Origin of the sequence: Faecalibacterium butyricigenerans, assembly GCF_020687345.1 — a bacterium.
Lineage (GTDB): Bacteria > Bacillota > Clostridia > Oscillospirales > Ruminococcaceae > Faecalibacterium > Faecalibacterium butyricigenerans.
This window is the reverse complement of the sequence record NZ_JAJEQL010000004.1, coordinates 47,375-72,114: the sequence shown is the minus strand read 5'-3', so window position 1 is coordinate 72,114 and position 24,740 is coordinate 47,375. Positions and strand designations below refer to the sequence as shown.

At 62.7% G+C, this 24,740-nt stretch carries 25 protein-coding genes; 5 read left to right on the top strand and 20 right to left on the bottom strand.

Features of this window, described 5'->3' with window-relative positions:
• Positions 1-90: 90 nt before the first annotated feature.
• The 5 genes from LKD23_RS02785 to LKD23_RS02765 all read left to right on the top strand — a co-directional run bounded on the left by LKD23_RS02785 (position 91) and on the right by LKD23_RS02765 (position 4,477).
• The gene (locus tag LKD23_RS02785; RefSeq protein ID WP_227620253.1) at positions 91-534 is read left to right on the top strand and encodes a hypothetical protein; all 444 of its coding nucleotides are present in this window, start codon (positions 91-93) and stop codon (positions 532-534) included.
• Positions 535-952: 418 nt separating this feature from the next.
• On the top strand, positions 953-1,330 hold the full coding sequence (locus tag LKD23_RS02780; RefSeq protein WP_227620252.1) for an endonuclease domain-containing protein: 378 nt from the start codon (positions 953-955) through the stop codon (positions 1,328-1,330).
• 62 nt (positions 1,331-1,392) lie between these two features.
• Positions 1,393-1,848, top strand: coding sequence for a hypothetical protein (locus LKD23_RS02775; RefSeq protein ID WP_227620251.1), 456 nt, complete (start codon positions 1,393-1,395; stop codon positions 1,846-1,848).
• Between the two features lie 2 nt (positions 1,849-1,850).
• Positions 1,851-2,963: an HlyD family secretion protein gene (locus tag LKD23_RS02770; protein WP_227620250.1), complete on the top strand. Its 1,113-nt coding sequence runs from the start codon at positions 1,851-1,853 to the stop codon at positions 2,961-2,963.
• A gap of 32 nt (positions 2,964-2,995) precedes the next feature.
• Complete coding sequence (locus tag LKD23_RS02765) at positions 2,996-4,477, top strand: Ig-like domain-containing protein (RefSeq protein ID WP_227620249.1); 1,482 nt, start codon at positions 2,996-2,998, stop codon at positions 4,475-4,477.
• 177 nt (positions 4,478-4,654) lie between these two features.
• Here LKD23_RS02765 and glmS read toward each other — a convergent pair whose 3' ends face one another.
• The 20 genes from glmS to LKD23_RS02665 form a co-directional block, all read right to left on the bottom strand.
• Entirely contained in the window at positions 4,655-6,487 is a 1,833-nt protein-coding gene (gene glmS, locus LKD23_RS02760; RefSeq protein WP_227620248.1) for a glutamine--fructose-6-phosphate transaminase (isomerizing), read from the bottom strand.
• A 377-nt stretch (positions 6,488-6,864) separates the two neighbouring features.
• Complete coding sequence (locus LKD23_RS02755) at positions 6,865-7,422, bottom strand: hypothetical protein (protein ID WP_227620247.1); 558 nt, start codon at positions 7,420-7,422, stop codon at positions 6,865-6,867.
• Positions 7,419-8,291, bottom strand: a complete 873-nt coding sequence (locus LKD23_RS02750) for a DUF5685 family protein (protein WP_227620246.1) — start codon at positions 8,289-8,291, stop codon at positions 7,419-7,421. Before LKD23_RS02750 ends, LKD23_RS02755 begins: the two co-directional genes overlap by 4 nt.
• 259 nt (positions 8,292-8,550) lie before the next feature.
• Positions 8,551-9,771: a THUMP domain-containing class I SAM-dependent RNA methyltransferase gene (locus tag LKD23_RS02745; protein ID WP_227620245.1), complete on the bottom strand. Its 1,221-nt coding sequence runs from the start codon at positions 9,769-9,771 to the stop codon at positions 8,551-8,553.
• A gap of 100 nt (positions 9,772-9,871) precedes the next feature.
• A complete protein-coding gene (locus LKD23_RS02740; RefSeq protein WP_227620244.1) occupies positions 9,872-10,408 on the bottom strand; it encodes a S1 RNA-binding domain-containing protein in 537 nt (178 codons plus the stop codon).
• A 63-nt stretch (positions 10,409-10,471) separates the two neighbouring features.
• Entirely contained in the window at positions 10,472-10,780 is a 309-nt protein-coding gene (locus LKD23_RS02735) for a septum formation initiator family protein (protein WP_227620243.1), read from the bottom strand.
• 47 nt (positions 10,781-10,827) lie between these two features.
• Entirely contained in the window at positions 10,828-11,289 is a 462-nt protein-coding gene (locus tag LKD23_RS02730; RefSeq protein ID WP_227620242.1) for a hypothetical protein, read from the bottom strand.
• Positions 11,286-11,570, bottom strand: coding sequence for a YabP/YqfC family sporulation protein (locus tag LKD23_RS02725; RefSeq protein ID WP_227620241.1), 285 nt, complete (start codon positions 11,568-11,570; stop codon positions 11,286-11,288). The genes LKD23_RS02730 and LKD23_RS02725 overlap by 4 nt, the downstream gene beginning before the upstream one ends.
• A 57-nt stretch (positions 11,571-11,627) precedes the next feature.
• Positions 11,628-11,915, bottom strand: a complete 288-nt coding sequence (locus tag LKD23_RS02720; RefSeq protein WP_227620240.1) for an RNA-binding S4 domain-containing protein — start codon at positions 11,913-11,915, stop codon at positions 11,628-11,630.
• Between the two features lie 73 nt (positions 11,916-11,988).
• Positions 11,989-12,258: an HU family DNA-binding protein gene (locus LKD23_RS02715; protein ID WP_227620239.1), complete on the bottom strand. Its 270-nt coding sequence runs from the start codon at positions 12,256-12,258 to the stop codon at positions 11,989-11,991.
• A 32-nt stretch (positions 12,259-12,290) separates the two neighbouring features.
• Entirely contained in the window at positions 12,291-13,016 is a 726-nt protein-coding gene (locus LKD23_RS02710; RefSeq protein ID WP_227620238.1) for a MazG family protein, read from the bottom strand.
• Positions 13,017-13,190: 174 nt separating this feature from the next.
• Positions 13,191-13,640 (bottom strand): zinc ribbon domain-containing protein, encoded by a 450-nt coding sequence (locus LKD23_RS02705; RefSeq protein WP_227620237.1) that lies wholly within the window; start codon positions 13,638-13,640, stop codon positions 13,191-13,193.
• 204 nt (positions 13,641-13,844) lie between these two features.
• On the bottom strand, positions 13,845-14,780 hold the full coding sequence (locus LKD23_RS02700; RefSeq protein ID WP_227620236.1) for a uridine kinase family protein: 936 nt from the start codon (positions 14,778-14,780) through the stop codon (positions 13,845-13,847).
• Positions 14,746-16,215, bottom strand: a complete 1,470-nt coding sequence (gene hemZ, locus LKD23_RS02695) for a coproporphyrinogen dehydrogenase HemZ (RefSeq protein WP_227620235.1) — start codon at positions 16,213-16,215, stop codon at positions 14,746-14,748. Before hemZ ends, LKD23_RS02700 begins: the two co-directional genes overlap by 35 nt.
• 16 nt (positions 16,216-16,231) lie before the next feature.
• Complete coding sequence (locus LKD23_RS02690; RefSeq protein ID WP_227620234.1) at positions 16,232-16,837, bottom strand: MBL fold metallo-hydrolase; 606 nt, start codon at positions 16,835-16,837, stop codon at positions 16,232-16,234.
• 3 nt (positions 16,838-16,840) lie between these two features.
• Positions 16,841-17,305 carry a D-aminoacyl-tRNA deacylase gene (dtd, locus tag LKD23_RS02685; RefSeq protein WP_227620233.1) on the bottom strand — a complete coding sequence of 155 codons (465 nt, stop codon included), beginning with the start codon at positions 17,303-17,305 and terminating at the stop codon, positions 16,841-16,843.
• Between the two features lies 1 nt (position 17,306).
• Entirely contained in the window at positions 17,307-19,661 is a 2,355-nt protein-coding gene (locus LKD23_RS02680) for a RelA/SpoT family protein (protein ID WP_227620232.1), read from the bottom strand.
• Between the two features lie 2 nt (positions 19,662-19,663).
• Positions 19,664-21,796 carry a single-stranded-DNA-specific exonuclease RecJ gene (gene recJ / locus LKD23_RS02675; RefSeq protein WP_227620231.1) on the bottom strand — a complete coding sequence of 711 codons (2,133 nt, stop codon included), beginning with the start codon at positions 21,794-21,796 and terminating at the stop codon, positions 19,664-19,666.
• Entirely contained in the window at positions 21,793-23,133 is a 1,341-nt protein-coding gene (locus LKD23_RS02670; RefSeq protein WP_227620230.1) for a 5-bromo-4-chloroindolyl phosphate hydrolysis family protein, read from the bottom strand. Before LKD23_RS02670 ends, recJ begins: the two co-directional genes overlap by 4 nt.
• An 8-nt stretch (positions 23,134-23,141) precedes the next feature.
• Entirely contained in the window at positions 23,142-24,737 is a 1,596-nt protein-coding gene (locus LKD23_RS02665; protein WP_227620229.1) for an NAD(P)/FAD-dependent oxidoreductase, read from the bottom strand.
• Positions 24,738-24,740: the final 3 nt, after the last annotated feature.

The following is a 24,740-nucleotide window of genomic DNA, read 5'->3' as shown; positions in this document are numbered from 1 at the left end:
GGTTACATAAATGGCTTTCTTTCCGGATGCGCATCTGGGAACTGGGCCGACTAAATTTGTTTTTCATTCATTTGAAGGGAGTAATTCATTATGATGATGCCTGCAAACTTTACTGCTGTTAACTCTGAGGTCGTCTACGGCGGCGCTGACCTGTTCTCCGTTCTGGCTGACACCACCGCTCCTATCTGGAACGCTTCTAACGTCAAGACCTTCAACACCAACGTGATCAAACTGATCAGCAACTCTTTCTTCGCATCTACTGTTGCTAACACTCTGGGCGTTATGTTCAGCGGCAACTGGGGCGGCGATGACGGCGAGAAGATCTTCGGTGAGGATGGTTCCATCAACCAGAACATGTTCGGCCTGTGGGACGTTACCGACCCGAAGAATCCTGTTCGTACTGACGACATGACCTTCGGCAACAAGGTCATGCAGGTTCTGGGCATGGCTTCTGTCGCCTACACCCTGGGCACCACCGATGCCAAGGTCGGCTTCAACGACAAGGTCATGGGCGCTTTCGGTGAGACCTACTAATCAGTAACCCCTAGAATCTGAAGTGTATTTCGTCCGGCGGCTCTCGGGCCGCCGGATGACAATGCCTCGTAATGGTATGCCCGGAGGCACCTGCCTCCGGGCATATCTTATTTTTTTATTAAATTTACAGTTTGGCCCTTTATTCCGCACCGCCAAACCGTTATAATAAAGTGATGCCTAATATTCATCGTAGGATGAGTAATAGGTGATAGCAAAATGTAGAAACCTCTCCGTCACGGCTGACGCCGCGCCACCTCCCCTAGCGAGGGGAGGCCTTGGCATACCGGAAAGTTTCGCCTCTTCGCCAGAGGCTCCCCTACTAGGGGAGCTGGCTGCGAAGCAGACTGAGAGGTTGGACGAAGGACAGCCTGACCGGGCAGCCTCTGGCTTGTGGTCATCGAGAAACAGGAGATGTTCTATGCCTGTGCACAACCTGCCCTATGACCGCCGCTTAAATTCTCGTGCAAGGGGCCTTCGTCACGAAATGACGCCGCAGGAGCGCAAACTTTGGTTTGGCTTTTTGCGCAATTATCCGATAAAAATCTACAAACAGCGCGTGATAGAATTTTTTATCGTAGACTTTTATTGCGCAGAAGCAAAGCTGGTCATTGAATTAGACGGCTCTCAGCACTATACTGAGCAGGGGGTGCTTTACGACCACGAGCGAAGCTGCATCATCGAGCAATATGGCATTGAAGTGCTGCGCTTCTCCAACCGTGAAGTAAATCAGCAGTTTGAAGCTGTCTGCGGACAAATCGACTGCACGATCCATCGGCGCATTGCCCCCGCAGAATAAGATTCTACCTTTTGCTATTGCCTATTACAAGCAATGAAACCAAGAACAGGTGGTATAAAATCATGAGAGAGATCCAGACCGCAGAAAACAAGACCCTCAAGCTGACCAACGTGGTCAGCCGCCGCATCCAGCCCGAGGAGTTCAACAATATGCAGATCGTGCTGACCCAGCTGCACAACTTCATCAAGAGCAGCGGCGCGCAGCCCCTCGGCCCCATCATCCAGTGCGTCAAGATCCCTGCTGGCCCCAACCCCCAGCCTGAGGTCTACATGATGCAGCAGGCTACCCAGCTCATCCCCCGCATGGAGGCCGGCTACACCATGGACGCCGTGCTGCGGGTGCGCAACTGCCTGTACGCCCACTACGTCGGCCCCATGAGCCAGAGCGGCCTTGCCTCCCAGAAGCTGAACATCATGGCTTTCGAGCATGAGCTGGAGCTGACCGGCACCGTCTACACCGTCTTCGTCAATCAGGACGACGACGAGGGCGTGGTCGATACCTTTATGGAGACGAAGTGATTATGACGACGACCATCCGCGACATCACCGAGCTGCAGGACCGCCGCATCATGATGGAGAAGAAGCTGCCTCCCTTCGGGTATGCTCTCGTCCTCCTGACGGCCGCCCTGATGCTTTTCCTCGTGGTGTGGAGCACCAAAAACTACCGCACCTACGTCAGCCAGTCCAGCGGCTCGGTGCAGGCCGCCAACAAGACCTACATCATGTCCAGCTACTCCGGCTCCATCACCGAGCTGAATGTCTCTGAGGGCACCTACGTCAACGAGGGCGACCTCATCGCCCACATCAAGAGCACCGACCTCGATATGCAGCAGGACAGCATCCAGAGCCAGCTGGACATCTACAAAAAGCAGAAGTCCCAGTACGAGAAGCTGGTAAAGTCCATTCAGGACGACAAGAACTATTTCAGCGAGACGGACATCGACGATCAGCCCTACTACTACCAGTATGAGACTTACAAGAGTCAGGTGGCGCAGAAGGCTTTCGACGCCTCGCCCTATCAGGCCGCAGGCTACTCCGACGAGCAGATCAAAGCCCTGATGGAGCAGAACCAGAGCGAGGTGGAAGCGCTGTATTACTCCACCCTGCAGTCCATCTCCGCCAGCCTGACCAGCGTGCAGAGCAACATCGACAATCTGCAGAGCCAGCTGGACGCCCTGAACACCGGCGCCAACGACTATTACATCTACGCCCCCACCTCCGGCGTCATCCACATGGACACGCCCTATAAGGTGGGCATGGTGTTGAGCGCCGGCACCCCGCTGGCCACCGTCGCCAGCGAGAACAGTGACCTCGAGGTGGTGGCCTACGTCACCCTCAGCGACCGGCCCCTCCTCCATGTGGGCGACCCCTGCAAGATCGCCATCACCGGCCTGTCGGAGTACTCCTACGGCACCCTGACCGGTACCGTGACCTCCATCGACAGCGATGTGACCGCCAGCTCCTCCGGCTCCTACTACAAAATGACCATCACCCCGGACAGCACCTATGTCATCAGCAACAGCGGCGACAAGGTCGATCTGTCCAACGGCATGAGCGTCACCGCCCGTGTGGAGTACGACAAGCTGACCTATTTCGAATACGCGATGGAGGCTCTGGGCGTCCTGTTCCGCTGAGCGCACACCAACGCCCAAAGAGGTACGAAAGAATGAAACTGAACCCGAAAATGCTGGCCGTGAGCGCCGCTCTGCTGGGTCTGCTGGCCGGCGGCGCTGCGCTTCCGGCCGGAGCCGCCAGCCCCTTTGCGGCCGCCCCGGCTGCCATCTCTCTGCCGTGGCTTGCTGCGGAGGTGGAGAGCGTCGAGACCGGCAGCTACGCCTCCACCATGACGGTGGGCACGGCGCAGCAGCTCTCGCCTGTCATCCTGCCCGCCAAGGCCGCACGCACCGCCACGGTGACTTTCCTGTCCAATGACCCCACCATCGTGTCCGTGACGTCTGAGGGCGTGGCACAGGCCGTGGGCGTCGGCACGGCGCAGGTCGTCGCCAGCGCAAACGGCGTCAGCTGCGTCTACACCATCACCACCGAGTTGGACGACTCCATGATCGTCAAGGAGATGGACATCACGCTGGCTTCGAACACCATCTCCGTCGGCGACACCACTTCCCTGTCGCTGGGCGTGCTGCCCACCAGTGCATCGAATTACGCCAGCGTGAGCCTCAGCTCCTCGAATCCGGCTGTGGCCACCGTCAACAACTTTGGCAAAGTCACCGGCGTTGCCCCCGGCACCGCCACCATCACCGCCACCAGCGGCGATGTGACCGCCTCGGCCACCATCAAGGTCGTCAACAGCGGCGTGGATCGTCAGTCCATTGACTTGAACACCAGTTACGTCGTCCTGAAGCCGGGCGCAAGCCGCACTATCACCGGAAAAGTGACTCCCTCCTCGGCCTCCCAGTCCCTTACCTTCAAGTCGAACGACTCCAAGGTGGCTTCTGTGAGCGCCAAGGGCGTCATCACCGCTGTGGGCACGGGCGCAACCTCTGTGGTCGTGTCCAACGGCACGGCGTCCGCCTCGGTGACGGTCATCGTCAACCGCAGTGCATCCAGCGGCGGCTCTGGCAGCGGTGACAACAGCGGCGACGGCAGCGGGGAGGCCCTCATCGACCCCGTCGTGGAGGCCATCGAGGCTGCCGAAGGCGATGAAGTGGCCTTTGCACAGCGCGAAGTGCCCGTCGTCACCAGCGAGATGCTGAACGCCCTCCGCCTCAGCGGCAAGACCCTCGTGGTGGAGGCCGACGGCTACACCATCCGCATCGCAGGCACCGGCGTGAAGAACACCGCCGCACAGGTGAGCACTGCCTTGAGCTTTGCCCCCTCTGAGTACGGCGTCACCTTCACCCTCAACGGCGGCGCAGCTCTGCCCGGCGTCGTTCAGGTCGAGATGACCGGCGACAACGCCGCCTACACCCGCGTCTACCTCCACAACGCCGTCAAGGGTAAGTGGCAGTTCCTCAACAGCTACAGGGATCATGTCCTTGAGGCAGACACGGCGGGCGAATATCTGCTGACCACCCAGAATCTCCGCTTCGTCCATGTGGACTTTACCTTCTTCATCGCGGGTCTTGTGGTCATCGTGGGCATCATCATCGCCTATATCGCCATCAAGAAACGCTATTGGTTCTGGTAACTCTCATAAAAGAAAAGCAGCGGCTGTTGTAAGTCCTTGAAGACTACGGCAGCCGCTGTTTTGTTTATCGTATTACAGTTGCTCCGAGCGGGCTAAAGTCTCTCCCTTCAGCGTCCTTGCCCTCTCAGGCGCTCCGCGCCAGCTCTCCCAAAGGGAGAGCCTTTCAGCGGGGCACTTTTACTCCACCGTCACGCTCTTTGCCAGATTGCGGGGCTTATCGACGTCACAGCCGCGCAGGACGGCCATATAGTAGGCGAACAGCTGCAGCGGCACGATGAGCTGCAGGGGCATCAGCAGCTCTTCGTAGTCGTCCAGACGCACCACATAGTCGGCCACGCCGTCGGGAACGACGGCGTCCTTGGTAGTGAAGAGGATGACCCGTGCGCCCCGGCTCTTGGTCTCTTTGGCGTTGGAGATGGTCTTCTCGTACACCTGCTTCTGGGTCGCCAGTGCGATGACCGGCACGCCCTCGGTGATGAGGCTGATGGTGCCGTGCTTCAGCTCACCGGCAGCGTAGGCGTCCGAGTGGACGTAGCTGATCTCCTTGAGCTTCAGGCTGCCCTCCAGCGAGAGGGCGTAGTCGAAGCCGCGTCCGATGAAGAAGCAGCTCTGGGTGTTGACAAAGCGGCTGGCGAGGTATTTGATCTGCTCGCAGTCCGCCAGACGGGGCTGGATGACCTCCCCGGCCCGCAGCAGCTCGGCAGTCAGGTGCTCGGTCTCAGCCTCGCTCAGACGGCCCTTGGCGTAGGCCAGACGGAACGCGAAGAGGTAGAGGGTGCACAGCTGCACCATATAGGCCTTGGTAGACGCCACAGCGATCTCCGGGCCTGCATAGGTGTAGAGGACGTAGTCCGCCGCGCGGGCAATGGAGCTGCCCACCACATTGACGATGGCCAGCACCGGGACGCCCCGGCTCTTGGCGAGGCGGAGAGCCGCCAGCGTGTCGCTGGTCTCACCCGACTGGCTGATGATGATGACGAGGTCCTCGGGGTCGAGGATGGGGTCACGGTAGCGGAACTCACTGGCGATATCCACCTCGGCATGGACGCGGGCCAGCCGCTCGATGGCGGTCTTGCCCACCATACCGGCGTGCATGGCCGTGCCGCAGGCTACGAGGTGGATGTTTCGGATCTTCCGCAGCCGCTCATCGGTCAGCTCCGGGAGGCGGAGGTCGGGCATACCATCCTCCACACGGGGGCTGACGGTGGCGGTGATGGCGGCGGGCTGCTCGTGGATTTCCTTGAGCATGAAGTGGGGATAGCCGCCCTTCTCCGCGGCCTCCTCGTCCCAGTCGGCGGTCAGCACTTCCCGCTCCACCGGCTTGCCAAAGGCATCATAGAACCGGATGCCGTCGGCCTTGACCACCGCCATGTCGCCCTCCTCGAGGACACTGTAGCGGCGGGTATACTTGAGCAGGGCCGGGATGTCGGAGGCTACGAAGTTCTCGCCCTCGCCCCAGCCCACGATGAGGGGGCTTTCCTTCTTGACGGCGTAGATGGTGTCCGGCTCGGCCCGGAACAGCACGCCCAGCGCATAGCTGCCGCGCACCATCCCCAGCGCCTCCCGCAGAGCCGTCAGCGGGCTTGCCTTGGGCTGGGTGCAGCAGAAATAGTCGATGAGCCTGACCAGCACCTCGGTGTCCGTCTCGCTCTCAAAGGTGACGCCCTTGGCCATCAGGTCGGCCTTCAGGGGGCCGTAGTTCTCGATGATGCCATTGTGGACGATGCTCACGCGGGGGGTGGAGTGGGGATGGCTGTTCACATCGCTGGGTTCGCCGTGGGTGGCCCAGCGGGTGTGTCCGATGCCGCAGAAGCTCTCGGGCAGGCTCTCTGCCTCCAGCTTGCGGCGGAGCACCTCCAGCCGTCCCTTGCTCTTGACGACGTGGATGCCGCCCTCCAGCGCCAGCGCAACGCCTGCGGAGTCATACCCACGATATTCCAGCTTTTCCAGCCCGTTCAGCAGCACTTCCTGTGCACTGCGCTTTCCCGAATAACCTACGATGCCACACATACAAAACACCTCCATGCCGACAGCCCGACGCGAACGCGCACGGCGGCTGTCAGCCTCTTACGATAAGTTTATGTTCTTGTATGGCTTTCTTTGAAAGGAGTCTGTTGCGGTATTGCTGCCGTTTTTTCTCCTTTTTCTGCGGCTGGTAGCCTGTTCAACCGGAGGGACACCCGCCGAAACTTTCGATGATCCCTCTCCTCGTCACCCTCACGGCTGTCACCCGCGTGGCCCGGCGCTTTCTCGTCAACTGAAGTAGTCTTATCCCCTCTTTCTGTCTCATTCCGCCGACTTCCAAAAACAAAAAACAGCTCCTTCCGGAGCTGTCAGAAGCCGACAGAAAAGGTCGGTTTTATTTATATCATAAAATGGACCGCTCGTCAATGGACGCCCAGCATTTTGTGGAGCTTCGGCTGCCAGACCAGATGGTAGAGCATCAGCATATTGTGCAGTGCGCGGTCGTAGAGCAGAAAGGCCACATTGCCCATCGCCAGCGTCACCAGCGAGACGGCCAGCGCCGTAGTGCGCAGCTCCTCGGCGATGCTGCCTGCCGGCACCAACAGCAGCACCAGCCCGTACATCGCCAGCACAGCGCCATTGCAGAGCAGCAGCTTGCAGACGGCCCGCAGCAGAGCGGGGCGTATTTTCTCGAAATAAGGCTTTGCCAGCGGATAGTACCCCAGCAGGAACACGAAGGTCAGCGCCACCTCCTTGTCCGGCACGAAGAGTAGGCTCAGCAGGCTCACCGCGCCGTAGGCCGTCAGGGCCATCGTCCGGCCGCACTCCACGCAGACCGTGGCGATGAGGAAGCTGGCCACCGCCGGGGCGATGAACATTGCGATGGGAAAGACCGCTCCCATCAGCATCATGGCCACGCTGAGCGCTGCGGCCATGCCGCAGTAGGCCATTGCCCAGCTCTTGCTCCTGCGGCCCTTCACGGCAGCTCCCAGCGCACCGGCTGGTTCTCGGCGTCCAGCGGCTCAATAGCGTGTCGGAGGCCGAGGAGCATGATGTTGTCCAGCAGGGTGCGGTTGAGCTTGACGTCCAGCATCCCATAGGCCCGGACGAGGTCGTTGGCGATGGCAAGGGCCTGCCGCCGGGCGTTTTCCCGGGCGGCGTTCCGGTCATCGATGCCGTTCACGAGGAAGATGTTGTAGCGTTTCTTGTCCTTGTCCCGGGAAAAGCTCTCGGCTTTGTCCAACAGGTAGGCCGCACGGCCGATGCAGCTGCCGATATAGTGCATACTCTTGCGCTGGTTGGGGTCGTCCGTGGCCAGAACCGAGTAGAGCGCACCGTAGAGGTTGCCCTTCGGCTCTGCGGCCAGCAGGTAGTTCTTGGCGTTCAGGGCCATCTGGACGTTGGCCTGATCGCGCTCCTGCGCGAAGATACGCTCCAGCGCCGGATTTTCTGCCGCAGCCTTTTTATAGGCTCTGCGCAGCAGCACGGTGTCCACCACCCGGCGCACCTTTTTGCCGACCGGAAGATCCGCCCACTGGGCATCCTGAATGCGGTGCCAGCTGAGCAGGATTTCCACCTGTGCGGCTAGCCGGATGCCCTGCGTCTGACACATCATATTCTGCCAGAGCAGTGTGCCGGGCACCCGCATCCGCTTGCAGGTCGCCGGGCGGCCTGCAAGACTATCGGCCAGCAGTGCAAACAGCACGCCGTTGTAGCGCAGGCCATAATAACAGGGATAGATCCCATAGGTGGTGTAAAGCTGACGGCGTACGCCCCGCAGATACCACTGATAGGTGTTGTAGTCCCGGATGGTCAGCTCCGGCAGATAGGGCCGCATACGTCCTCTCATTCTGATCTTTCCTTTCGTCCGCCGCGCCGACGAGCTGGGCGCAGCCTCTTTTTCGGAGGCCTACGCCTCCCACAGCCATAGATATTAGTATAATCTATTTTTCGCCTGCGTTCAACCATTCTCTTGTAAATTTACAGCAATTCAACATCTCCTGCGACGGCAGCAGCGATGCCGTTTTCGTGCTTCGCGGTTTTACTGACCTGCGATAAGCAGGAAAAAGACCGCACGCTGCTCATTTGCCGTGCGGTCTTTCGGGACTTTATTTCTTTTCGAAACGGCCCGTGTGGCCGGGCTGGGTGCGCTTGCCGTCAAAGCCGCTCTTGGGCATCGGCTTTGCGGGACGGGCCTGCTCCGACTTGGGGGCGTTGTAGTACATATACAGCTGACAGGGGATCATGCCGTTGTACATCTTGCGGCGCTTGTTGGCCCGCTTGCCGTAGTGGTGCTCAAAGTCCATATCAGCGGTGATGGCGTAGACGCCTGCGCAGGGGTGAAGCTCCATCTGCTGGCCGAGGGTGCGGGCCAGCTTGGCAGCACCCTCGATGGTGCTCATCCGCTCGCCATACGGGGGATTGGTCAGGACGATGGCCTCGCTTCGGGCTGCGAAGTCGGCCACGTCAGCCACCTCGAAGTGGCAGCGCTTCTCCACACCGGCCAGCTTGGCGTTGGCGTTGGCGAGAGCCACTGCGGCGGGGTCGATGTCGTAGCCGAAAGCCTCGAAGCCCACGTCCAGCTTGGACTCCGCCAGAGCCTTCTGGCGCTGCTCGGCCCAGACGGTGGCGGGCACAAAGCTGTACCGCTCGGCGGCAAACCGGCGTTTGAGGCCGGGGGCGATGTTCATGGCCTTCTGAGCAGCCTCGATGAGGAGGGTGCCGCTGCCGCAGAAGGGATCCTCCACGAGGCTGTCGCGGCGGACACGGCCAAGGTCGGCGATGGTCGCAGCCAGCGTCTCGCGGATGGGGGCCTCCATGGAGTTGCGGCGGTAACCGCGCTTATGGAGGCCGTCGCCGGTGGTGTCCAGCATGATCTCGCAGACATTCTTGCGGAGCATGAAACGGATCTTATACTCTGCACCGGTCTCGGGCAGGCTGGTGGTGCGGTGGCCCTGCATCAGGCGCTTGACGACCGCCTTCTTGATGATGCTCTGGCAGGCCGGCACGCTGGACAGCTGGCTGTTCAGCGAGGAACCAGTGACCGGGAAAGCCGCATCGGCAGGCAGAAGCTCCTCCCAGTGGATGGAGTAGACTCCATCGAACAGCTCGTCGAAGGTGGTGGCCGTATAGGTGTTGAGGAGCAGCATGACCCGCTCCACCGTGCGGAGGTTGAGGTTGGCGGCGGCGATCATCTCCGCACCGCCTTTGAAGGTCAGGCGGCCGTCGCTGACCCGGATGTCCTCGGCACCGATGCGGCGCAGCTCAAAGTTGGCCGTGGATTCGCACCCGAAAAAGCAGGGGGCGATGAGTTCAAATTTTGCAGGCATTCTGGTTTCCTTTCCTGTCGGGTGCAGCAGCTGCCGCACCAAAAAACAGGCCCGCCCCGCTGGGGGCAGGCCCAAAGCTTCTTCGTCTTGTGCGGACGGCTCAGCGGCTGCCGCGGCGTCCCCGGGGAGCATAGCCGCCGCCCCGGCGGTTGTTGGTCTCGTGGTCGAGGTCTGCCATCTTCTCCTCGCTCTGGCTCTTGAAGCGGCTCATCATGTCCTCGAAGCTCAGGTTATCGCTCTTGGCCGGGGCCTTGGGCTGCCATACCCGGGGCGCAGCGTCCCGGGCCGGGCCGCGTCCGCCCTGCGGACGGCCGCCGGGGCCGTTGCGGCGGAAGCCGCCCTCCCGCGGGCCGTTGCTGTTGGGGCGGGGGCCTCGGCCCTCCCGCGGGGCGCGGGGTGCCGGAGGCAGCAGCCGCTTGATGGACAGTGCGATCTTGCCATCCGGTGCCACATTGATGACCTGCACCTTCACGGTGTCGCCGTCGTGCAGCACCGTTGCAATGTCCTGCACATACTCGTTGGACACCTCAGAAATGTGGACCATGCCCACGCGGCCCTCCGGCAGCGCAACGAATGCGCCAAACGGCTTTACGCCGGTGACACGGCCTTCAAAAATATTCCCTACCTCAATCGCCAAAACTCAATACTCCTTGTTGACTAATGTGTTTTCCTCCGGCCGCAAGCCGCCGGGGGCGCGGCATCAGTTGCCCGTCACATCCACGAAGATGCGCTCATTGGCCGCCGCATAATTATAAGAGTCCCGGGCGACCCACTCGGTCACGTCATCCGAATCGCCGCTGAGGATGCGCTGCATCTCCTCGTTCTGGGTCTTCTGCTGCTCGATCTGCTCCTGCAGGGTGTCCAGCTCCGCTTTTTTGGAGCTGAGCGCCACCTGATTTGCGATGTATGCCGCCAGCATACTCAACAAAAACAGAACAAACAGCATCTTCAGCACAGCACCCACGACGGATGCCTTTCTTTTCCGCTTTCTCCGGCTCGGATTTGCCATAACACAGTGCCCCCGTTTTCAACAGCAGGCCCAATGCGCCTGTACTCTTACTTTGATACGTTTGAATTATACAACATACGCGGCGGTGTTGGCAAGCTCTTTTTCGGTTTTTTTGCAAGTCTTTTTTCGTTCCGCCGTACTTTGGCGGCGGCACGGGCGGCTTTCCACGGGGCGATGCACCGGGCCGCAAGCTTTACCGGCCCCAGCAGCACCCGGCCCGCCAAGGCTTCTGCCTCCGCAAACAGAGGCCGAAGCACCGCCTGCACCGCACCGGCGGCGCAGAACGCCGCCAGCGCCATATAACCCCGCAGCTGCCCGGCCTGACTCTGGGAGACGGCATAGCCCTGCAGGGCCATCAGCACGCAGCCCACAAAGAGCAGGTCGGGCAGGAAGGCCGCCCGCCCCCGGGTGGGCAGGACGGCCCGGGCCGCGCCGAGCACACCGCCCAGCAGCCCGCAGGCCAGCATCTCCTGCCCCACCGCACCGGGCGGGAGGGCTGGACCCATCATCGGACGAGGCGGCGCAGAAAACCGCCCGGCGTGTGCTCTGCGGTATATTCCAGCGTGTCCACCCGGCCTGCAAGCTTTACCTCGCCCTTGTCGAGGTCGAGGCTGGTGATGCTCAGCTCTGCCCCGGTCAGCTCCAGCGTGCCCTTCGAGGTCAGGAGGGCCGCGCCCTCTGCATCGCAGCGGAGAACCCGCCGCACGCCGGTGGCGGTCAGCCTGTTCCGCCCCTCCAAGATGAGGTCATGCGGCAGGGCCTGCTCCGGCTTTGCGTCCTGCTGTTTCATGGCACACCCCTCCCCTTTTCTGTCATCCTATGCGGGAAGGAGCCTGCTTATGCCGTTTTACTCGGCCTGTGCCGGGTCGTGGGCGACAGCGAGGACGCTGTCCTGCTCGATGATCTCGTACATTTCCCGGGCCACGTCCTTGGTGCGCGGCTCCACATCGGAGAGGACTTTGACCTTGATGGGCCGGTTGCCGAACGTCACCTCGATGATGTCCCCGGCCTTGACGGCCTGACTGGCCTTGGCTGTCTTGCCATTGATGAGGATGCGGCCCGCATCGGCCACCTCATTTGCCACAGTGCGGCGCTTGATGAGCCGCGAAACCTTCAGATATTTATCTAAGCGCATTCTAAACTCCTTATCAACCTCTCCTACAAAAAAACCGCCGGGCCTAAAGGTTCCGGCGGCGGTGGGGCCTCTCTTACAGGGTGTCCTTCAGAGACTTGCCCGGCTTGAACACGATGCTCTTGGAAGCAGCGATGGTGATCGGCTCGCGGGTGCGGGGGTTGATGCCCTGACGCTCTGCGCGCTCACGCACCTCGAAGGTGCCGAAGCCGGAGATGGAGATCTTCTCGCCCTCGGCCATCGCCTTGCCCAGTGCCTCGAATGCGGCGTTGACAGCCATCTCGGCGCTCTTCTTGCTCATCTCAGTGTTTGCCGCAACCTGTGCGATCAGATCGGTCTTGGTCATAATAAAAGCCTCCACAATATTCTCAACATTTTCTATTCGAGCAGACGGTGTATCCGTCTGGTACCCGTTTCCGTTTCGTCTGCTTCCAGCCTCTGGGTGAACCGCTTGGCCGCGAAGGTCAGGGCCTCCTCGGCGTCCACACCGGCCAGCCGCATGGCGTCTGCAGCGGCAAGCAGCAGCTCCCCGGCGCTCTCCTGCGTCTGTGCCTCGTCCCACCCGGCTTTGGCGCTGTCCAGCGCTCTGGCTGCCCCGGCGGCATCCTCCGGCCCGCAGCCGAACCGCGCGGCCCGCTTCTGGAGCTTCTGGGCGCGCATCAGGGCGGGCAGGGTCAGCGGCACGGTGTCCAGCTCGTCGGCCAGCGTGGTGCGGCCCTTTTCCTTATTCTTGAGCGCATCCCAGCCGTTTATACCAGCATTTTCCGCCGCCGAGGAAGCGAAGATGTTCGGGTGGCGGAATACGAGCTTCTCGCACACCTCGCGGCAGACCTTCTCCATATCGAAGCGGCCCCGCTCCTCCTCGATGACGGTGTGGAACACCACCTGCATCAGGACGTCGCCCAGCTCTTCCTGCATCATGGCCGGGTCGTCGGCGTCGATGGCTTCCAGCACCTCGCAGGTCTCCTCCAGAAAGTTTTTCCGGATGGAGGCATGGGTCTGCACCTTGTCCCACGGACAGCCGGTGTCCCTGTCCCGCAGGATGCGGATGATCTCCACGAGGTCCTCCGCCGTATAGTGTTCACGCGGCGTCCAGTCCTGCATGGCCGTCTCCTTTCTGCGTGCCGAAAGCATCTGCGAACAGATTCAAATTGTACCGCAGAATCCACCGGAATGCAAGGGCCGAAGCCTATTTTCCGGCTTTTTGCGGCAAAATTTTCATTTCATTCACAACAAAAGGCGGTATCCCCCCGGGGGACACCGCCCTGCGCAGGTCTGTTACAGCTGTGCGCCGCACTTGTTGCAGAACAGCGCATCGTCCGAGATGGGTGCGCCGCACTGGGGGCAGGTCTTGGCCTCATCGGCCTCGGGCTTTTCCTCGGCAGGCGCTGCGGGGGCATCCTCCGTCACGTCGTCGTCGGCCTCGTCCTTCTCCTCGAAGGTGGTCTCGATGATGGCATCCGGCTCGAGAGAGGCTTTCAGGTCGGCAAGCTCCTGCTCGATGTTGGCGATCATCTCAATGTATTTGTCCACAAGGGGCTGGTTCTCCTCGTTGCCCTTGGCCAGACTATACACCAGAGCGCCCAGCTGGCGCTGCGCCTTGTACAGCTTGCCCTGTGCGTTCACGATCTTGGCCTGCGTCCGGCCCTTTTCGGCCAGATCCAGCGCGGCATTTTTGCCTTTCTCGGCATACTCGAGGCCCATTTCCTTGATCTTATTGAAGTCCATAAAAGACACCTCACTTGTCTGTGCCCGGGTGGGCAGCACTCCTCTGCGTTTTCTGCTCAGGCTGTCCCTGTGCCGCCGGAGATTATTTTCATTATAGCGCACTCCCCGGGGGAATGCAACGAATCCCACCCAAGTTTTACAGAATGGTGCGGATTTGGAAACAGTTTTTTCGCAATTTGCCCAGTTTCGGCGTTCTGGCGTCCTTTAAAGCTCGCCTGCGTAGAACTCCCGCAGCATACTGTCGGCGGGCAGCAGATCCAGCTCCACCGGGGCGACGTGCTCGAAGCGGCGGGCCGTCTCGTCCCAAAGCTCGGCGTTGTGGCCTTCCAGCGTGAAGCGCTGGCAGACCTTCCGCAGCAGCTTGGCAATCAGGCCCAGCTCATAGGTGAAGGAGGTGTCCAGCAGGAAATCTGCCGTGGTCTTGAAACCCTTGATATACCGCGTCTCGCCGTCGAGGACCCGGTCCCACATGGCGAGGGTCTTGGCGGGGCTGCGGCCCCGGGCGGCAGCATCCCGCAGGGTGCGGCGGCACAGGCGGATGTCCTGTGTGTTGATGACCCGGCGGCCGTCGATGCAGTATTCCTCCCGCAGACCGGCATAGATGCGGTAGACGTCGTCGCCCTTCACGAGGCCCGTCAGCTCCGGGTTCAGGGCGTGGATGCCCTCCACGATGCAGACGCCGCCCTCGAGGTCCAGTGTCTCCGTCTCGGAGGAACGGGACTCTGTGGCAAAGTCGTAGATGGGCAGCACGGTCTTGCCGGTGGTGCTCAGCTCGCTGAGGCACTGGCGGATGAGGGGCATATCCAGCGTGTCGGGGTTCTCGTAGTCCAGCGTGCCATCGGGCAGGCGGGGGTAATACTGCGCCCCCTTGAAGAAATTGTCCAGACTGATGACGTGGGCGGGCGTGCCGGAGGCTTCCAGCGCCTCGGCCACCTTGTGCGCCGAGGTGGTCTTGCCGCTGGCCGACGGGCCGGTGAGCATGACGATCTTGGCGCGGGAATCCCTGATCTTCCGGGCGGCATACTCCACCCGCTGGCGGTAGCTCTGCTCGCTCATCTGCGCCAGCGCCGCCGGATTCTGGGCTGCAACATTATACAGGTCGATCTCAACCAGACGTTTCGGTACCCAAATCGTGATCATAAAAATCAGCCACTCCTTTTTTCCGCTCCAGCACCTCATCGAAGCGCTGGATGTATTCCGTCGGATACTTGAAATTAAAGATGCGCTGCATCCGCCTGCCGCCGTCGGCCACCAGCTTGGTGCTTCCGCCTGCGCCGGCCGAGAGGATGGTCTGGACCTCTTCCATGATATAGATATTATAATACCCCTCGTGGCCCGGCTTGCACCAGCCCACGTTTTCCAGATTCTGAAGGGTATTTTTCTGACGATAGAGGTAGTAGGGACGGTAGCCTGCCTCGGCCAGCAGATGACACTTTTCCAGCATGGCAGCAACGTCCGCGTAGTCGTTCTCCTTCTGGTCCTCGATGACGATGCGGGAGGCCCGCTTGAGGGTCAGGGTGTGGACGGTGATGTTCTCGGGGTCAAGGGCGATGGCCTGACGCAGGCTTTTTTCGAAGCCCTCCACCGTGTCGCCGGGCAGACCTGCGATGAGGTCCATGTTGATGTCGTCATGGCCTGCGGCCCGGGCCTCGGCGCAGCAGTCGAGGATGTCCTGCGCCGAATGCTTCCGGCCGATGTTCGCCAGCACCTCGTCGGAGAAGGTCTGTGGGTTGATGGAGATGCGGGTCGCGCCGTACTCCTTGATGACCGCCAGCTTTTCGGCGTCAGTGCAGTCAGGGCGTCCGGCCTCCACCGTATACTCCACGAGAGCGGAAAGGTCGAAGCAGTCCCGCACTGTTCCCATGAGCTGGCGCAGCTGCGCCGCCGAGAGGCTGGTGGGAGTGCCGCCGCCGATGTAGATGCTGCACAGCTTCAGCCCGGCCTTGTCTGCCTCCTCCCGGATGGCCTCGACCTCACGGCAGAGGCAGTCCACATAGGGCTGCACCAGCTTGCGGTCCCGGTCGAGGTTGCAGCTGACGAAGCTGCAGTAGCTGCACCGGGAGGGGCAGAACGGGATGCCGATGTAGAGGCTGTAGGTCTTGGGGGCGCTGCCCGCTTTTAAAATCGGTTCCTGTAGGTCGGCAATGGCCTTGGCCATCCTGTACTTTTCGGGCGAGCAGTCGAACCGCCCGAGGAAAAAGTCGTCGATCTGCTCCTCCGTCCAGCCTGCGGCCCGCTTGTCGTGGACGAGGCGCACCGGCCGCACGCCGGTCATCTTGCCCCAAGGGGGGCGGATGCCCGTCCAGCGGCGCAGCAGGTCATAGGTCAGGCTGGCCAGCGCGAACTCCGGCGTCTCTCCGCCCTCCTCTGCCGGGGCGGGCAGCGGTGCTTCGGCGGTCTGGCTCTTTCCGCCCTGCCGCACCATGGCCCAGAGGCTGTCGGGCCGCTTCTCAGCCCAGACGCAGTCTGTGCCCTCCTCGGGCGGGGTGAGGGTGAGCGGGGCCATCGGATAGAACAGGCGGACGAGGTGCTCCACCTCATAGCCCGAGCTGAGGCCCGTGATATAGATATTCATGTGTATTCCCGCCTTTTTATGCGTTTCTCAGTGCATTTCGGATATAGAAGTTGGTGGCGACCTCCTGCCCGAAGGTGGAGAAATCGCCGTGGCCGGGCAGGATCTGCGCCTCGGGCGGGACGGGCAGGGCTGCGAACTTGCGCAGGCTCTCGTCCATCTTCCGGCTGTCGCCGCCCTCGAGGTCTGTGCGGCCGATGCTGCCCTGAAACACGGTGTCGCCCACGAAGAAATAGTTCTCGCAGAGCAGCACCACGCTGCCCTCGGTGTGGCCGGGGGTGTGCCAGACGGTGAAGCGCAGCTCGTCCAGCGTGAGGACTCCGCCCTCCGCGTAGCCGCTGTCCGACTCCCTGAGGGGCAGCAGCTGGGTACCCTGACAGTCGGCAGACTCGCAGTAGAGCTTTGCACCCCACTCGCGGCTGAGGACCCCCGCGCTGCCCACATGGTCATAGTGGCCATGGGTGCAGAGGATGAGGGCCAGCTTTCCGCCCTGCTCTTTCAGGATCTTGTCGTACTCCTGCACCTCTGCGGCGGGGTCGATGACGACTGCATGGCCCGCGTCCGAGATGAGCAGGAAGCTGTTGGTGTAAAACGGCGCAGGGCCGACCAGATGAAATGCCTTCATGGTTTACTTCTCTCCTTTGTGCCACTCGTCGGTGTCGATGACGATGGTGCAGGGACCCTCGTTGACCAGCGACACCTGCATATCTGCGCCGAACTCGCCGTGCTGGACGCTCTTGAGGCCCTGCCTGTTCATCTCGGCGAGGAACAGCTCGTAGGCGTCCACGGCGAGAGGCGGCTTTGCCGCCTTGATGAAGCTGGGTCGGAACCCCTTTTTGGTGTCGCCGTAAAGGGTGAACTGGCTCACCACCAGCGCCGAGTAGCCGAGGTCCTTCGCACTGAGGTTCAGTTTGTCGTTTTCGTCCTTAAAGATGCGCAGGCCCGCACATTTTTCGGCCAGCTTGGGCACGATGTCGAGGGTGTCGGTGTCCTTGACGCCCAGCAGGATGACGAGGCCGGGGCCGATGGGGCGCGGCTCGCCGCCGTTGACCCGGACGCTGGCCGAGGATACGGCCTGAATGACTGCACGCATATTAGCTCCTTGTTACCTTGAGCACATCCCGCACCTTGGACAGGCGGGCCACCACGCGGTTGAGGTGCTCGGTGTTGTTGATGCCGATGGTCAGGCTGATGATGGCGCAGTTGTTTTCCACCTGACGGGCGTTCATAGCATAGATGGGGACGCGGATGTCCGCCAGCGCGGCCAGCACATCGGACAGCAGCTCGTTGCGGTTGAGCGCGATAATCTCGAGGCCCGCCTTGTAGCTGTCCCGGACGCTGTCGGCCCAGTAGGCCTTGACCCAGCGGGGGGCGTTGGAGGGGTCCTTCATGCTGGCCACCGCGTTGGCACAGCTCTGCTTGTGGATGGAGACGCCGAAGCCCCGGGTGATGAAGCCCACGATAGGGTCACCGGGCAGGGGCGAGCAGCATTTGGCGAACTTGATGGGGGTGTTGTCGAAGCCCTCCACCACCACGCCGTCGGTGGCGTGGACGCGGCTCAGGTCTACCTTCGGCAGGTCTTCCATCGTCTTGTTCTCAGCGGCTTCGGCGGCCTTGAGCTTCTGCCACTCCTCTTTCAGCTTGGGCAGGCAGTTGGCGATGGTCATGCCGCCGTAGCCGATGGCGGCATAGATCTCCTCTGCGCTGTTCTGGCGCAGGCGACGGCTGCAGCTGCCCACGAACTCGTCCAGCTGGTCGTCGGGGATGAAGATCATCTCCCGGCGCAGCTCCTTGGCCAGCGCGTCGCGGCCCTGCTGGATGTTCTCCTCCCGGCGCATCTTCTTGAACCAGTTGCGGATCTTGCTCTTGGCCTCGCTGGTGCGCACGATCTTGAGCCAATCGCGGCTGGGGCCTTTGTCCGCCGGGCCGAGGATGACCTCAATGATCTCGCCCGTCGCCACGACATGGTCGATGGGGACGATGCGGTTGTTGACCTTGCAGCCCACCATCCGGTTGCCGACGGCGGAGTGGATGGCATAGGCGAAGTCGATGCAGTTGGCACCGGCAGGCAGGTTGATGACGTCGCCCTTCGGGGTAAAGGCAAAGACCTCCTCCGGCAGCAGGTCGCTCTTCAGGTCGTGGAGCAGGTTGCCGGAATCCTCGCTGACGCGCTGATTTTCCAGCAGCTGGCTCACCCATGCCAGACGCTCGTCCAGCTTATCGTGGCCGTCGAGGCCCTCCTTGTACTTCCAGTGGGCGGCGACGCCGTACTCAGCCTGCTCATCCATCTTCCGGGTGCGGATCTGCACCTCGAAGGGGATACCCTCGTGTCCGATGACCGTGGTGTGGAGGCTCTGGTAGCCGTTGGGCTTGGGGGTGGAGATATAGTCCTTGAAGCGGTTGGGCAGGGGGTGGTACATATCATGGATGAGGCCCAGCGTGCTGTAGCACTCGGCCAGCGTATCCAGAATGATGCGCACCGCATAGATGTCATAAATTTCGTCGAAGGACTTGTTCTGCATGATGGTCTTGCGGTAGATGCCGTAGATGCTCTTGACTCTCCGCTTGATGGTGGCGCCCTCGATGCCGCTCTCCTCGAGGCGGTTCTTGATGACGCCCGACACGCTGGCGAGGAACTCGTCCCCGGCGCGCTCGCTGAGCATCTTGTTGATCTCCCCGTAGCCCACGGGGTCGAGGTAGTGGAGGCTGCGGTCTTCCAGCTCCTCCTTGACGTTCAGGATGCCCAGCCGGTTGGCAATGGGGGCATAGACCTCCATGGTCTCCCGGGCCTTGTCGCGGCGCTTCTGCTCCGGCCATGCATCGCCGGTGCGCATATTGTGGAGACGGTCGCAGAGCTTGATGATCATGACGCGGACGTCCCGGCTCATGGCCAGCAGCATCTTGCGCAGGTTCTCGGCCTGCAGCTCCTCGATGTTCGAGAACTGGATCTTCGTCAGCTTGGTGACGCCATCCACCAGCAGGGCCACCTCCTCGCCGAAGGCGGCGGTCAGGTCGGCCAGCGTGGTGGGGGTATCCTCCACCACGTCGTGCAGAAGGGCGGCGGCGATGCTCTCGGTGTCCATGCCGAGGTCCAGCACGAGGCGGGCCACGGCCAGCGGGTGGCAGATATACGGCTCCCCGCTGCGGCGGCAGACGCCCTTGTGGGCGTCGTTGGCCATATTGTAGGCTTTTTCGATCATGGCCATGTTGTAGGCCTTGCCGCTGGCCTTGATGGCCTCCACCAGCTTGTCCCACGTCACGATCTCGGGCCGCACCTCCGAGGGCAGCGTCCCCTCGGGGGCGTTGGCCGGCAGGGCCGTGGCGGCCACGGTCGCCATCTCCGTCACCGGCATGGGCTGGTGGAGATGGGTCTTTGCAGAATAGCTGTCCTCTCCCGCCGCAGCCGGTGCTGCGGGCACAGGGGCGGTGATTTTCTTTCCCTCAGGCATCTTTATCGATCCTCCAGACATTTCAGGATGGGCGCATCGGCGAGGTTCTTCTTGCCGGTGGCTGGCACAAGCTCCCAGAACTTGGCCCCGCCCCGGTCGGCCACCGTGATGAGGCCGACCTGTTCCAGCGCAGCGACCGCCACCAGCGTCTTGCCGGTGTTCTCCTCGCCAAGCTTTGCGAACAGGGGCTGCAGATCTTCGGCGTGCCAGCGCCGCGCCTGCAGCTCCCGGTAAACGGTGATGATATGGCTGCGCTCCGGGGCGACAGCCTCCTTCTGCTCTGGCGTCAGGGGCGCGCCCCGGCGCAGCGCCTGCACCAGAGCTGCCTGCTCCGCCGCAATGTTGCCGAGGCCCGCCGGGTGCAGCTCCAGAATGCGGCCCGACAGCTGCGGCCCCCGGGCCGAATCGTAGACCGACAGGCTCACTGCCGCATCCACGACGTCGCCGGCGGCATAGGGCACCTGCTCGGGATGCATCCCGAACCAGACCGCGTAGAGGCTGGCGTTCCCCTGCCGCAGCCGCAGGCGGGAGTGCTTGCCCTCCGAGACCGCATACACCCCCTCCACGACGGCCTTTTCCAGCACGAAGACCGGGCTGGGGTTGTCGGCACCGTAGGGGGCCAGCTGGTCGAGGCGGCGGACGCTCTCCACCGTAAGGCGGTCGAGGTGGACGGACAGGTCACATTCCAGCGGCGGTGTGCGCAGCACGGGGCACTCCCGTGCCGCCCAGTCGTTGAGCCGCTGGCGGAGGGCGGGCAGGTCTTCCTCCCGCACCGAGAGGCCCGCCGCCATGGCGTGGCCGCCGAAGCGGAGCAGGATGTCGGCGCAGGAGGCGATGCACTCGTGCAGGTTGAAGCCCTGCACGCTGCGGCCGCTGCCCTTGCCCTCGCCGTGCTCATCCACCGACACCACGATGACCGGGCGTCCCGTCTTTTCCACAAGGCGGGAGGCCACGATGCCGATGACGCCGGGGTGCCAGTCCCTGCCCCAGAGCAGGATGACCCGGTCCTCGAGGCGCTCCGGCTCGGCATCCAGCAGCTCCTGCGCGGCCCGGACGATCTCCATCTCGGTCTCCTGCCGCTGGCTGTTGATGTCGGTCAGCTTATGGGCCAGCTCCTCGGCCCGGTCTTCGTCCTCGCAGAGCACCAGCTGCAGGGCTGTGACGGCGCTGTCCATCCGGCCCGCCGCATTGATGCGGGGAGCGATGGCATAGCTGACGTTCTCCGCCGTCACCGGCCTGCCCGCAAGCCCCACCTCTTCCAGCAGGGCGCAGAAGCCGGGCCGGTCGGTGTTCTGGAGCTGGCGCAGACCGGCTTTGACGATGGTGCGGTTCTCGCCGGTCAGGGGCATGACGTCGGCCACCGTGCCCACAGCGGCGAGGTCGCCGCAGTATTCCAGCATCTCTTCCGGCGGGCATCCGTCCAGCGCAGCGCAGAGCTTGAAGGCCACGCCCGCGCCGCACAGGCCCTTGAAGGGGCTGTGGTCATCTGCCCGGCGGGGGTCTACGATGGCCACCGCCTGCGGCAGGCTCTCGTGGGGCAGATGGTGGTCGGTGATGATGAGGTCGATGCCGAGACTGGCCGCAAAGGCGGCTTCCTCCACCGCCGAGATGCCGTTGTCCACCGTGACGATGAGGCGGCATCCCTTATCATAGATGGACTGGATGGCGTTCTTCGACAGGCCGTAGCCGTCGCCCTCCCGGCTGGGCAGCATACACTTGGCGCTGGCCCCCATCCCTTTGAGGTGCTGGTAGAGCAGGGCGGTGGCGGTCACGCCGTCCACATCGTAGTCGCCGAAGACCACGATGGTCTCGCCCTCGTCGATGGCCCGCAGGATGCGCGCGCAGGCCTTGTCCATGTCGGTCAGGAGCATGGGGTCGCTCAGATCCTCCTCGCCCGCCAGCAGCGTCAGCGCCTCGGCGGGGTCGGTGATGCCCCGGGCAGCGAGGATGCCGGCCAGCAGACCGGCCTCCTTCTGCTGGGCCGCAAAGACCGAGCGGTATTTCTCCTCGCTCCACGGCCCATCGTCCATGCTCTGGTTTTCCAGCTCTTCGGTGTTCTGCTGGGCGATGGCGGCGGTCAGCTCCTTTAGGGCCGCACGGTCAACTTCTTTGGTGTTCCAAGCCCGGTAGGTCATCGCATTTCCTCCCCGGCCAGACCATCGTTGGCCAGCATCCCCTGCAGCGCAGCGATCTCGCTGGAAACGTCCAGCGCCATGTCCGACAAAAGCTTATCGTAAAGGTTGTCATAGGCCTGATTCAGGGTGTGCAGGATACCCGCGATGTCCCTGCGGATGGCCTCGGCGTTCTCGCCCTGCTGGCCCTGCACGTCGTTGTAGGTGTGCAGGAGCTTGAGGGTAGTGGGGATATAGTATTCCGCAAAGCGGCGGGCCTTGGGCAGGCTCTCGGGGTGGGCTTCCAGCCACGCACCGATGGACTCGGTGGTCTTCTGCATATGCTGCAGCTCCTCCACCGCCCGCTCATCCTCCATGAGAGAGGTCTCCTTCTCGAGCACCTGCGCAAAGCGGCGGGTCGTCTCGAGGTTCAGGGGGACATCCTCGGCCTGTTCCGGCGCTTTTTCCGGTTCAGGCTCCGGCTGATTTTCCTGCGCAGTGCGGTAGTCCTCCGCCGTCAGGTAGAGCTTGTCGTTCTTCTCGTCCATCCAAGCGCTGAGCCAGCCTTTATGGATGAACTTCCGCAGCAGCCGGAGGGCCTTGGCCTTCTTCTTATGGGTCAGCTCGGCCAGCATCGAGAGGGAGAGGCCCTTGTGCCAGTCGAAGCCCTCGGCGGTGTCGGCATACAGCTCCAGCGTCTTCGCGGCCTTCATCCGGGAAGCGCCCGCCGCCGTGAGCCAGCCGAATACGGCCGTCACCGCCGCCGAGCACCATCCGGTGGCCCGGGTGGCGCTCATGGCAAACTCGCCGATGGCACCGAGGACCGTCATATCAGCCGCCCCCGCCGCGCTGCCGGAGGTGAACATCCCCGCCGTGCCGAAGCAGGCGATGGCCGTAATGCCGAAGAGGACGGCGAAAGTGATGCCGGTCGCCAGCATGGCGACGCCTGCGTTGTGGCGCTTTTTTGCGCTGGTGCGGAGATTGTCGATGGGGGTCGGCACCGGCTTCTTTGCGAAAAAGCTCCGCGCCCAGCCCGGCATCCCGCCGGCGTTCTCTCCGCTCGGGGCTGCGTTCCGGGCCTCCTCAGCCCGCTTCTGATACTGCTGCTTCCCAGCCTGAAACGCCCGGCCTGCCTCCGAGATACCGTAGCTTGCGGCATTCGCAGCGGCGCGTCCCACGTCCCATACACGGTCGCCGAGTTCCTCCCCCCGGCCCTCAAAGCCGTGGCGGAAGGCGTCGGACATGGTATCGCCCAGCTCCCGAAGCTGGCGTTCCAGCTCCTGCTGCACCTGACGGCCCTCGCTGTCCTGTGCCCTGCTCTGGCCGGAACGATTCTGGAAATCGTTTTCACGATCAGTCATTCAACTTCTCACCCTTCTGCCGGACTGTACCGGCTGATGATGGCGCGGGCCACCCGCAGGCCATCGACGGCGGCGCTCATGATGCCGCCCGCATATCCTGCGCCCTCGCCGCAGGGGTAAAGCCCCGCCAGCTGGGCACATTCAAGGTTTTCTTCCCGCTTCAGCCGCACCGGGCTGCTGGTGCGGGTCTCAAGACCTGTCAGGATGGCCTCGGGGGCAGTATAGCCTGCGATCTTCCGCTCGTAGGCGCGCAGTCCCGCCCGCAGCGTGTCAGCCAGCTCCGTCGGCAGCAGTGCGCCGAGGTCAGCGGCCCGGACGCCGCGGTCATAGGTGGGCTGGACGCGGCCGATGCTCAGCTGCCCCCTGCCCTCCAAAAAGCTTTGGATGTTCTCCGCCGGGGCGGCATACTCGCCCGCGCTGCGGCCTGCCGCGTAGGCCTTCGCTTCCAGCTCTCGCTGGAAGGCGATGGCCCTGCGGGGGTCGCCGCCGAAGTCCTCGCCGCCCACGCTGACCACCACCGCCGCATTGGCGTTTTTGCCGCTGCGGGCGTGGTAGCTCATGCCGTTGGTCACGACGCGGCCTGTTTCGCTGGCCGAAGCCACCACCTGACCGCCGGGACACATACAAAAAGTATAGACGCACCGTTTTTCAACGTGCTGCGAAAGCTGATATTCACCCCGCGGCAGGGCCGGGTGGCCTGCTGCCTCGTGGTAAAGGCTCTTTTCAATCTCCGATTGGAGATGCTCGGCCCGGAAGCCGACGCTGAAGGGCTTGCATTCCAGCACGAGGCCGCTGTCCATCAGCATTCCGAAGGTATCGCGGGCCGAGTGGCCCACCGCAAAGACCAGTGCCTCACAGGGGAAGGCACCACCCGTGGTCCGGATGCCGACGAGGCGGCCGTCCCGGCGCTCGAAGCCGGTGAGGGCCGTGTTGAAGTGGACCTCACCCCCCAGCGCCTCGATCTCCCTGCGGATGGAGGTGATAACGCCCCGGAGCAGGTCGGTGCCTACATGAGGCTTCTGCTGCCATGCGATCTCCTTGGGGGCACCGTGCTCGAGGAACACCTCGGTCACGAAGCCGCACAGCTCGTCGCCGATGCGGGTGGTGAGCTTGCCGTCCGAAAAGGTGCCTGCGCCGCCCTCGCCGAACTGGATGTTGGCGTTCTCGTCCAGCTCACCGGTGGCAGAGAAATGCTCCACAGCCTTGACGCGCTCTTCCAGCGCCGGGCCGCGCTCCAGCACGATGGGCCGGTAGCCCTGACGGGCCAGCAGCAGCGCTGCAAAAAGTCCGGCCGGGCCGAGGCCGCAGACCACGGGCCGGTGGGCCAGCGGCTGGGTGCCGTTCTCCACCGAAAAGTCGGTTCTGCCCCGGACGGTGACGCTGGGCGAAGCGCCTGCATAGGCAGGCTCCTCCCCTTCCTCCTTCAGGGACGCCGCCACGGTGTAAACCAGCTTGGGCTGGCCGTGGCGGGCGTCCACCGAGAGTTTGGCGATGCCCAGATGGCTCACCCTGCTGCGGGGGATCCGGGCGAGGTGGAGGGCTTTTTCATAGGCCTGCTGCTCCCCGGCGGAGAGGGGCAGGCGAATATCACGAATCAGGATCATATA

Coding starts and splice junctions, on each gene's coding strand:
- recJ (WP_227620231.1), bottom strand. CDS start 21,796: ATGACCTACCGGGCTTGGAACACCAAAGAAGTTGACCGTGCGGCCCTA.
- LKD23_RS02715 (WP_227620239.1), bottom strand. CDS start 12,258: ATGACCAAGACCGATCTGATCGCACAGGTTGCGGCAAACACTGAGATG.
- LKD23_RS02690 (WP_227620234.1), bottom strand. CDS start 16,837: ATGAAGGCATTTCATCTGGTCGGCCCTGCGCCGTTTTACACCAACAGC.
- LKD23_RS02765 (WP_227620249.1), top strand. CDS start 2,996: ATGAAACTGAACCCGAAAATGCTGGCCGTGAGCGCCGCTCTGCTGGGT.
- LKD23_RS02710 (WP_227620238.1), bottom strand. CDS start 13,016: ATGCAGGACTGGACGCCGCGTGAACACTATACGGCGGAGGACCTCGTG.
- LKD23_RS02720 (WP_227620240.1), bottom strand. CDS start 11,915: ATGCGCTTAGATAAATATCTGAAGGTTTCGCGGCTCATCAAGCGCCGC.
- LKD23_RS02785 (WP_227620253.1), top strand. CDS start 91: ATGATGATGCCTGCAAACTTTACTGCTGTTAACTCTGAGGTCGTCTAC.
- LKD23_RS02670 (WP_227620230.1), bottom strand. CDS start 23,133: ATGACTGATCGTGAAAACGATTTCCAGAATCGTTCCGGCCAGAGCAGG.
- LKD23_RS02780 (WP_227620252.1), top strand. CDS start 953: ATGCCTGTGCACAACCTGCCCTATGACCGCCGCTTAAATTCTCGTGCA.
- glmS (WP_227620248.1), bottom strand. CDS start 6,487: ATGTGTGGCATCGTAGGTTATTCGGGAAAGCGCAGTGCACAGGAAGTG.
- LKD23_RS02725 (WP_227620241.1), bottom strand. CDS start 11,570: ATGAAACAGCAGGACGCAAAGCCGGAGCAGGCCCTGCCGCATGACCTC.
- LKD23_RS02705 (WP_227620237.1), bottom strand. CDS start 13,640: ATGGACTTCAATAAGATCAAGGAAATGGGCCTCGAGTATGCCGAGAAA.
- LKD23_RS02750 (WP_227620246.1), bottom strand. CDS start 8,291: ATGAGAGGACGTATGCGGCCCTATCTGCCGGAGCTGACCATCCGGGAC.
- LKD23_RS02665 (WP_227620229.1), bottom strand. CDS start 24,737: ATGATCCTGATTCGTGATATTCGCCTGCCCCTCTCCGCCGGGGAGCAG.
- LKD23_RS02730 (WP_227620242.1), bottom strand. CDS start 11,289: ATGATGGGTCCAGCCCTCCCGCCCGGTGCGGTGGGGCAGGAGATGCTG.
- LKD23_RS02700 (WP_227620236.1), bottom strand. CDS start 14,780: ATGATCACGATTTGGGTACCGAAACGTCTGGTTGAGATCGACCTGTAT.
- hemZ (WP_227620235.1), bottom strand. CDS start 16,215: ATGAATATCTATATCACGGGCCTCAGCTCGGGCTATGAGGTGGAGCAC.
- LKD23_RS02735 (WP_227620243.1), bottom strand. CDS start 10,780: ATGGCAAATCCGAGCCGGAGAAAGCGGAAAAGAAAGGCATCCGTCGTG.
- dtd (WP_227620233.1), bottom strand. CDS start 17,305: ATGCGTGCAGTCATTCAGGCCGTATCCTCGGCCAGCGTCCGGGTCAAC.
- LKD23_RS02775 (WP_227620251.1), top strand. CDS start 1,393: ATGAGAGAGATCCAGACCGCAGAAAACAAGACCCTCAAGCTGACCAAC.
- LKD23_RS02770 (WP_227620250.1), top strand. CDS start 1,851: ATGACGACGACCATCCGCGACATCACCGAGCTGCAGGACCGCCGCATC.
- LKD23_RS02680 (WP_227620232.1), bottom strand. CDS start 19,661: ATGCCTGAGGGAAAGAAAATCACCGCCCCTGTGCCCGCAGCACCGGCT.
- LKD23_RS02745 (WP_227620245.1), bottom strand. CDS start 9,771: ATGCCTGCAAAATTTGAACTCATCGCCCCCTGCTTTTTCGGGTGCGAA.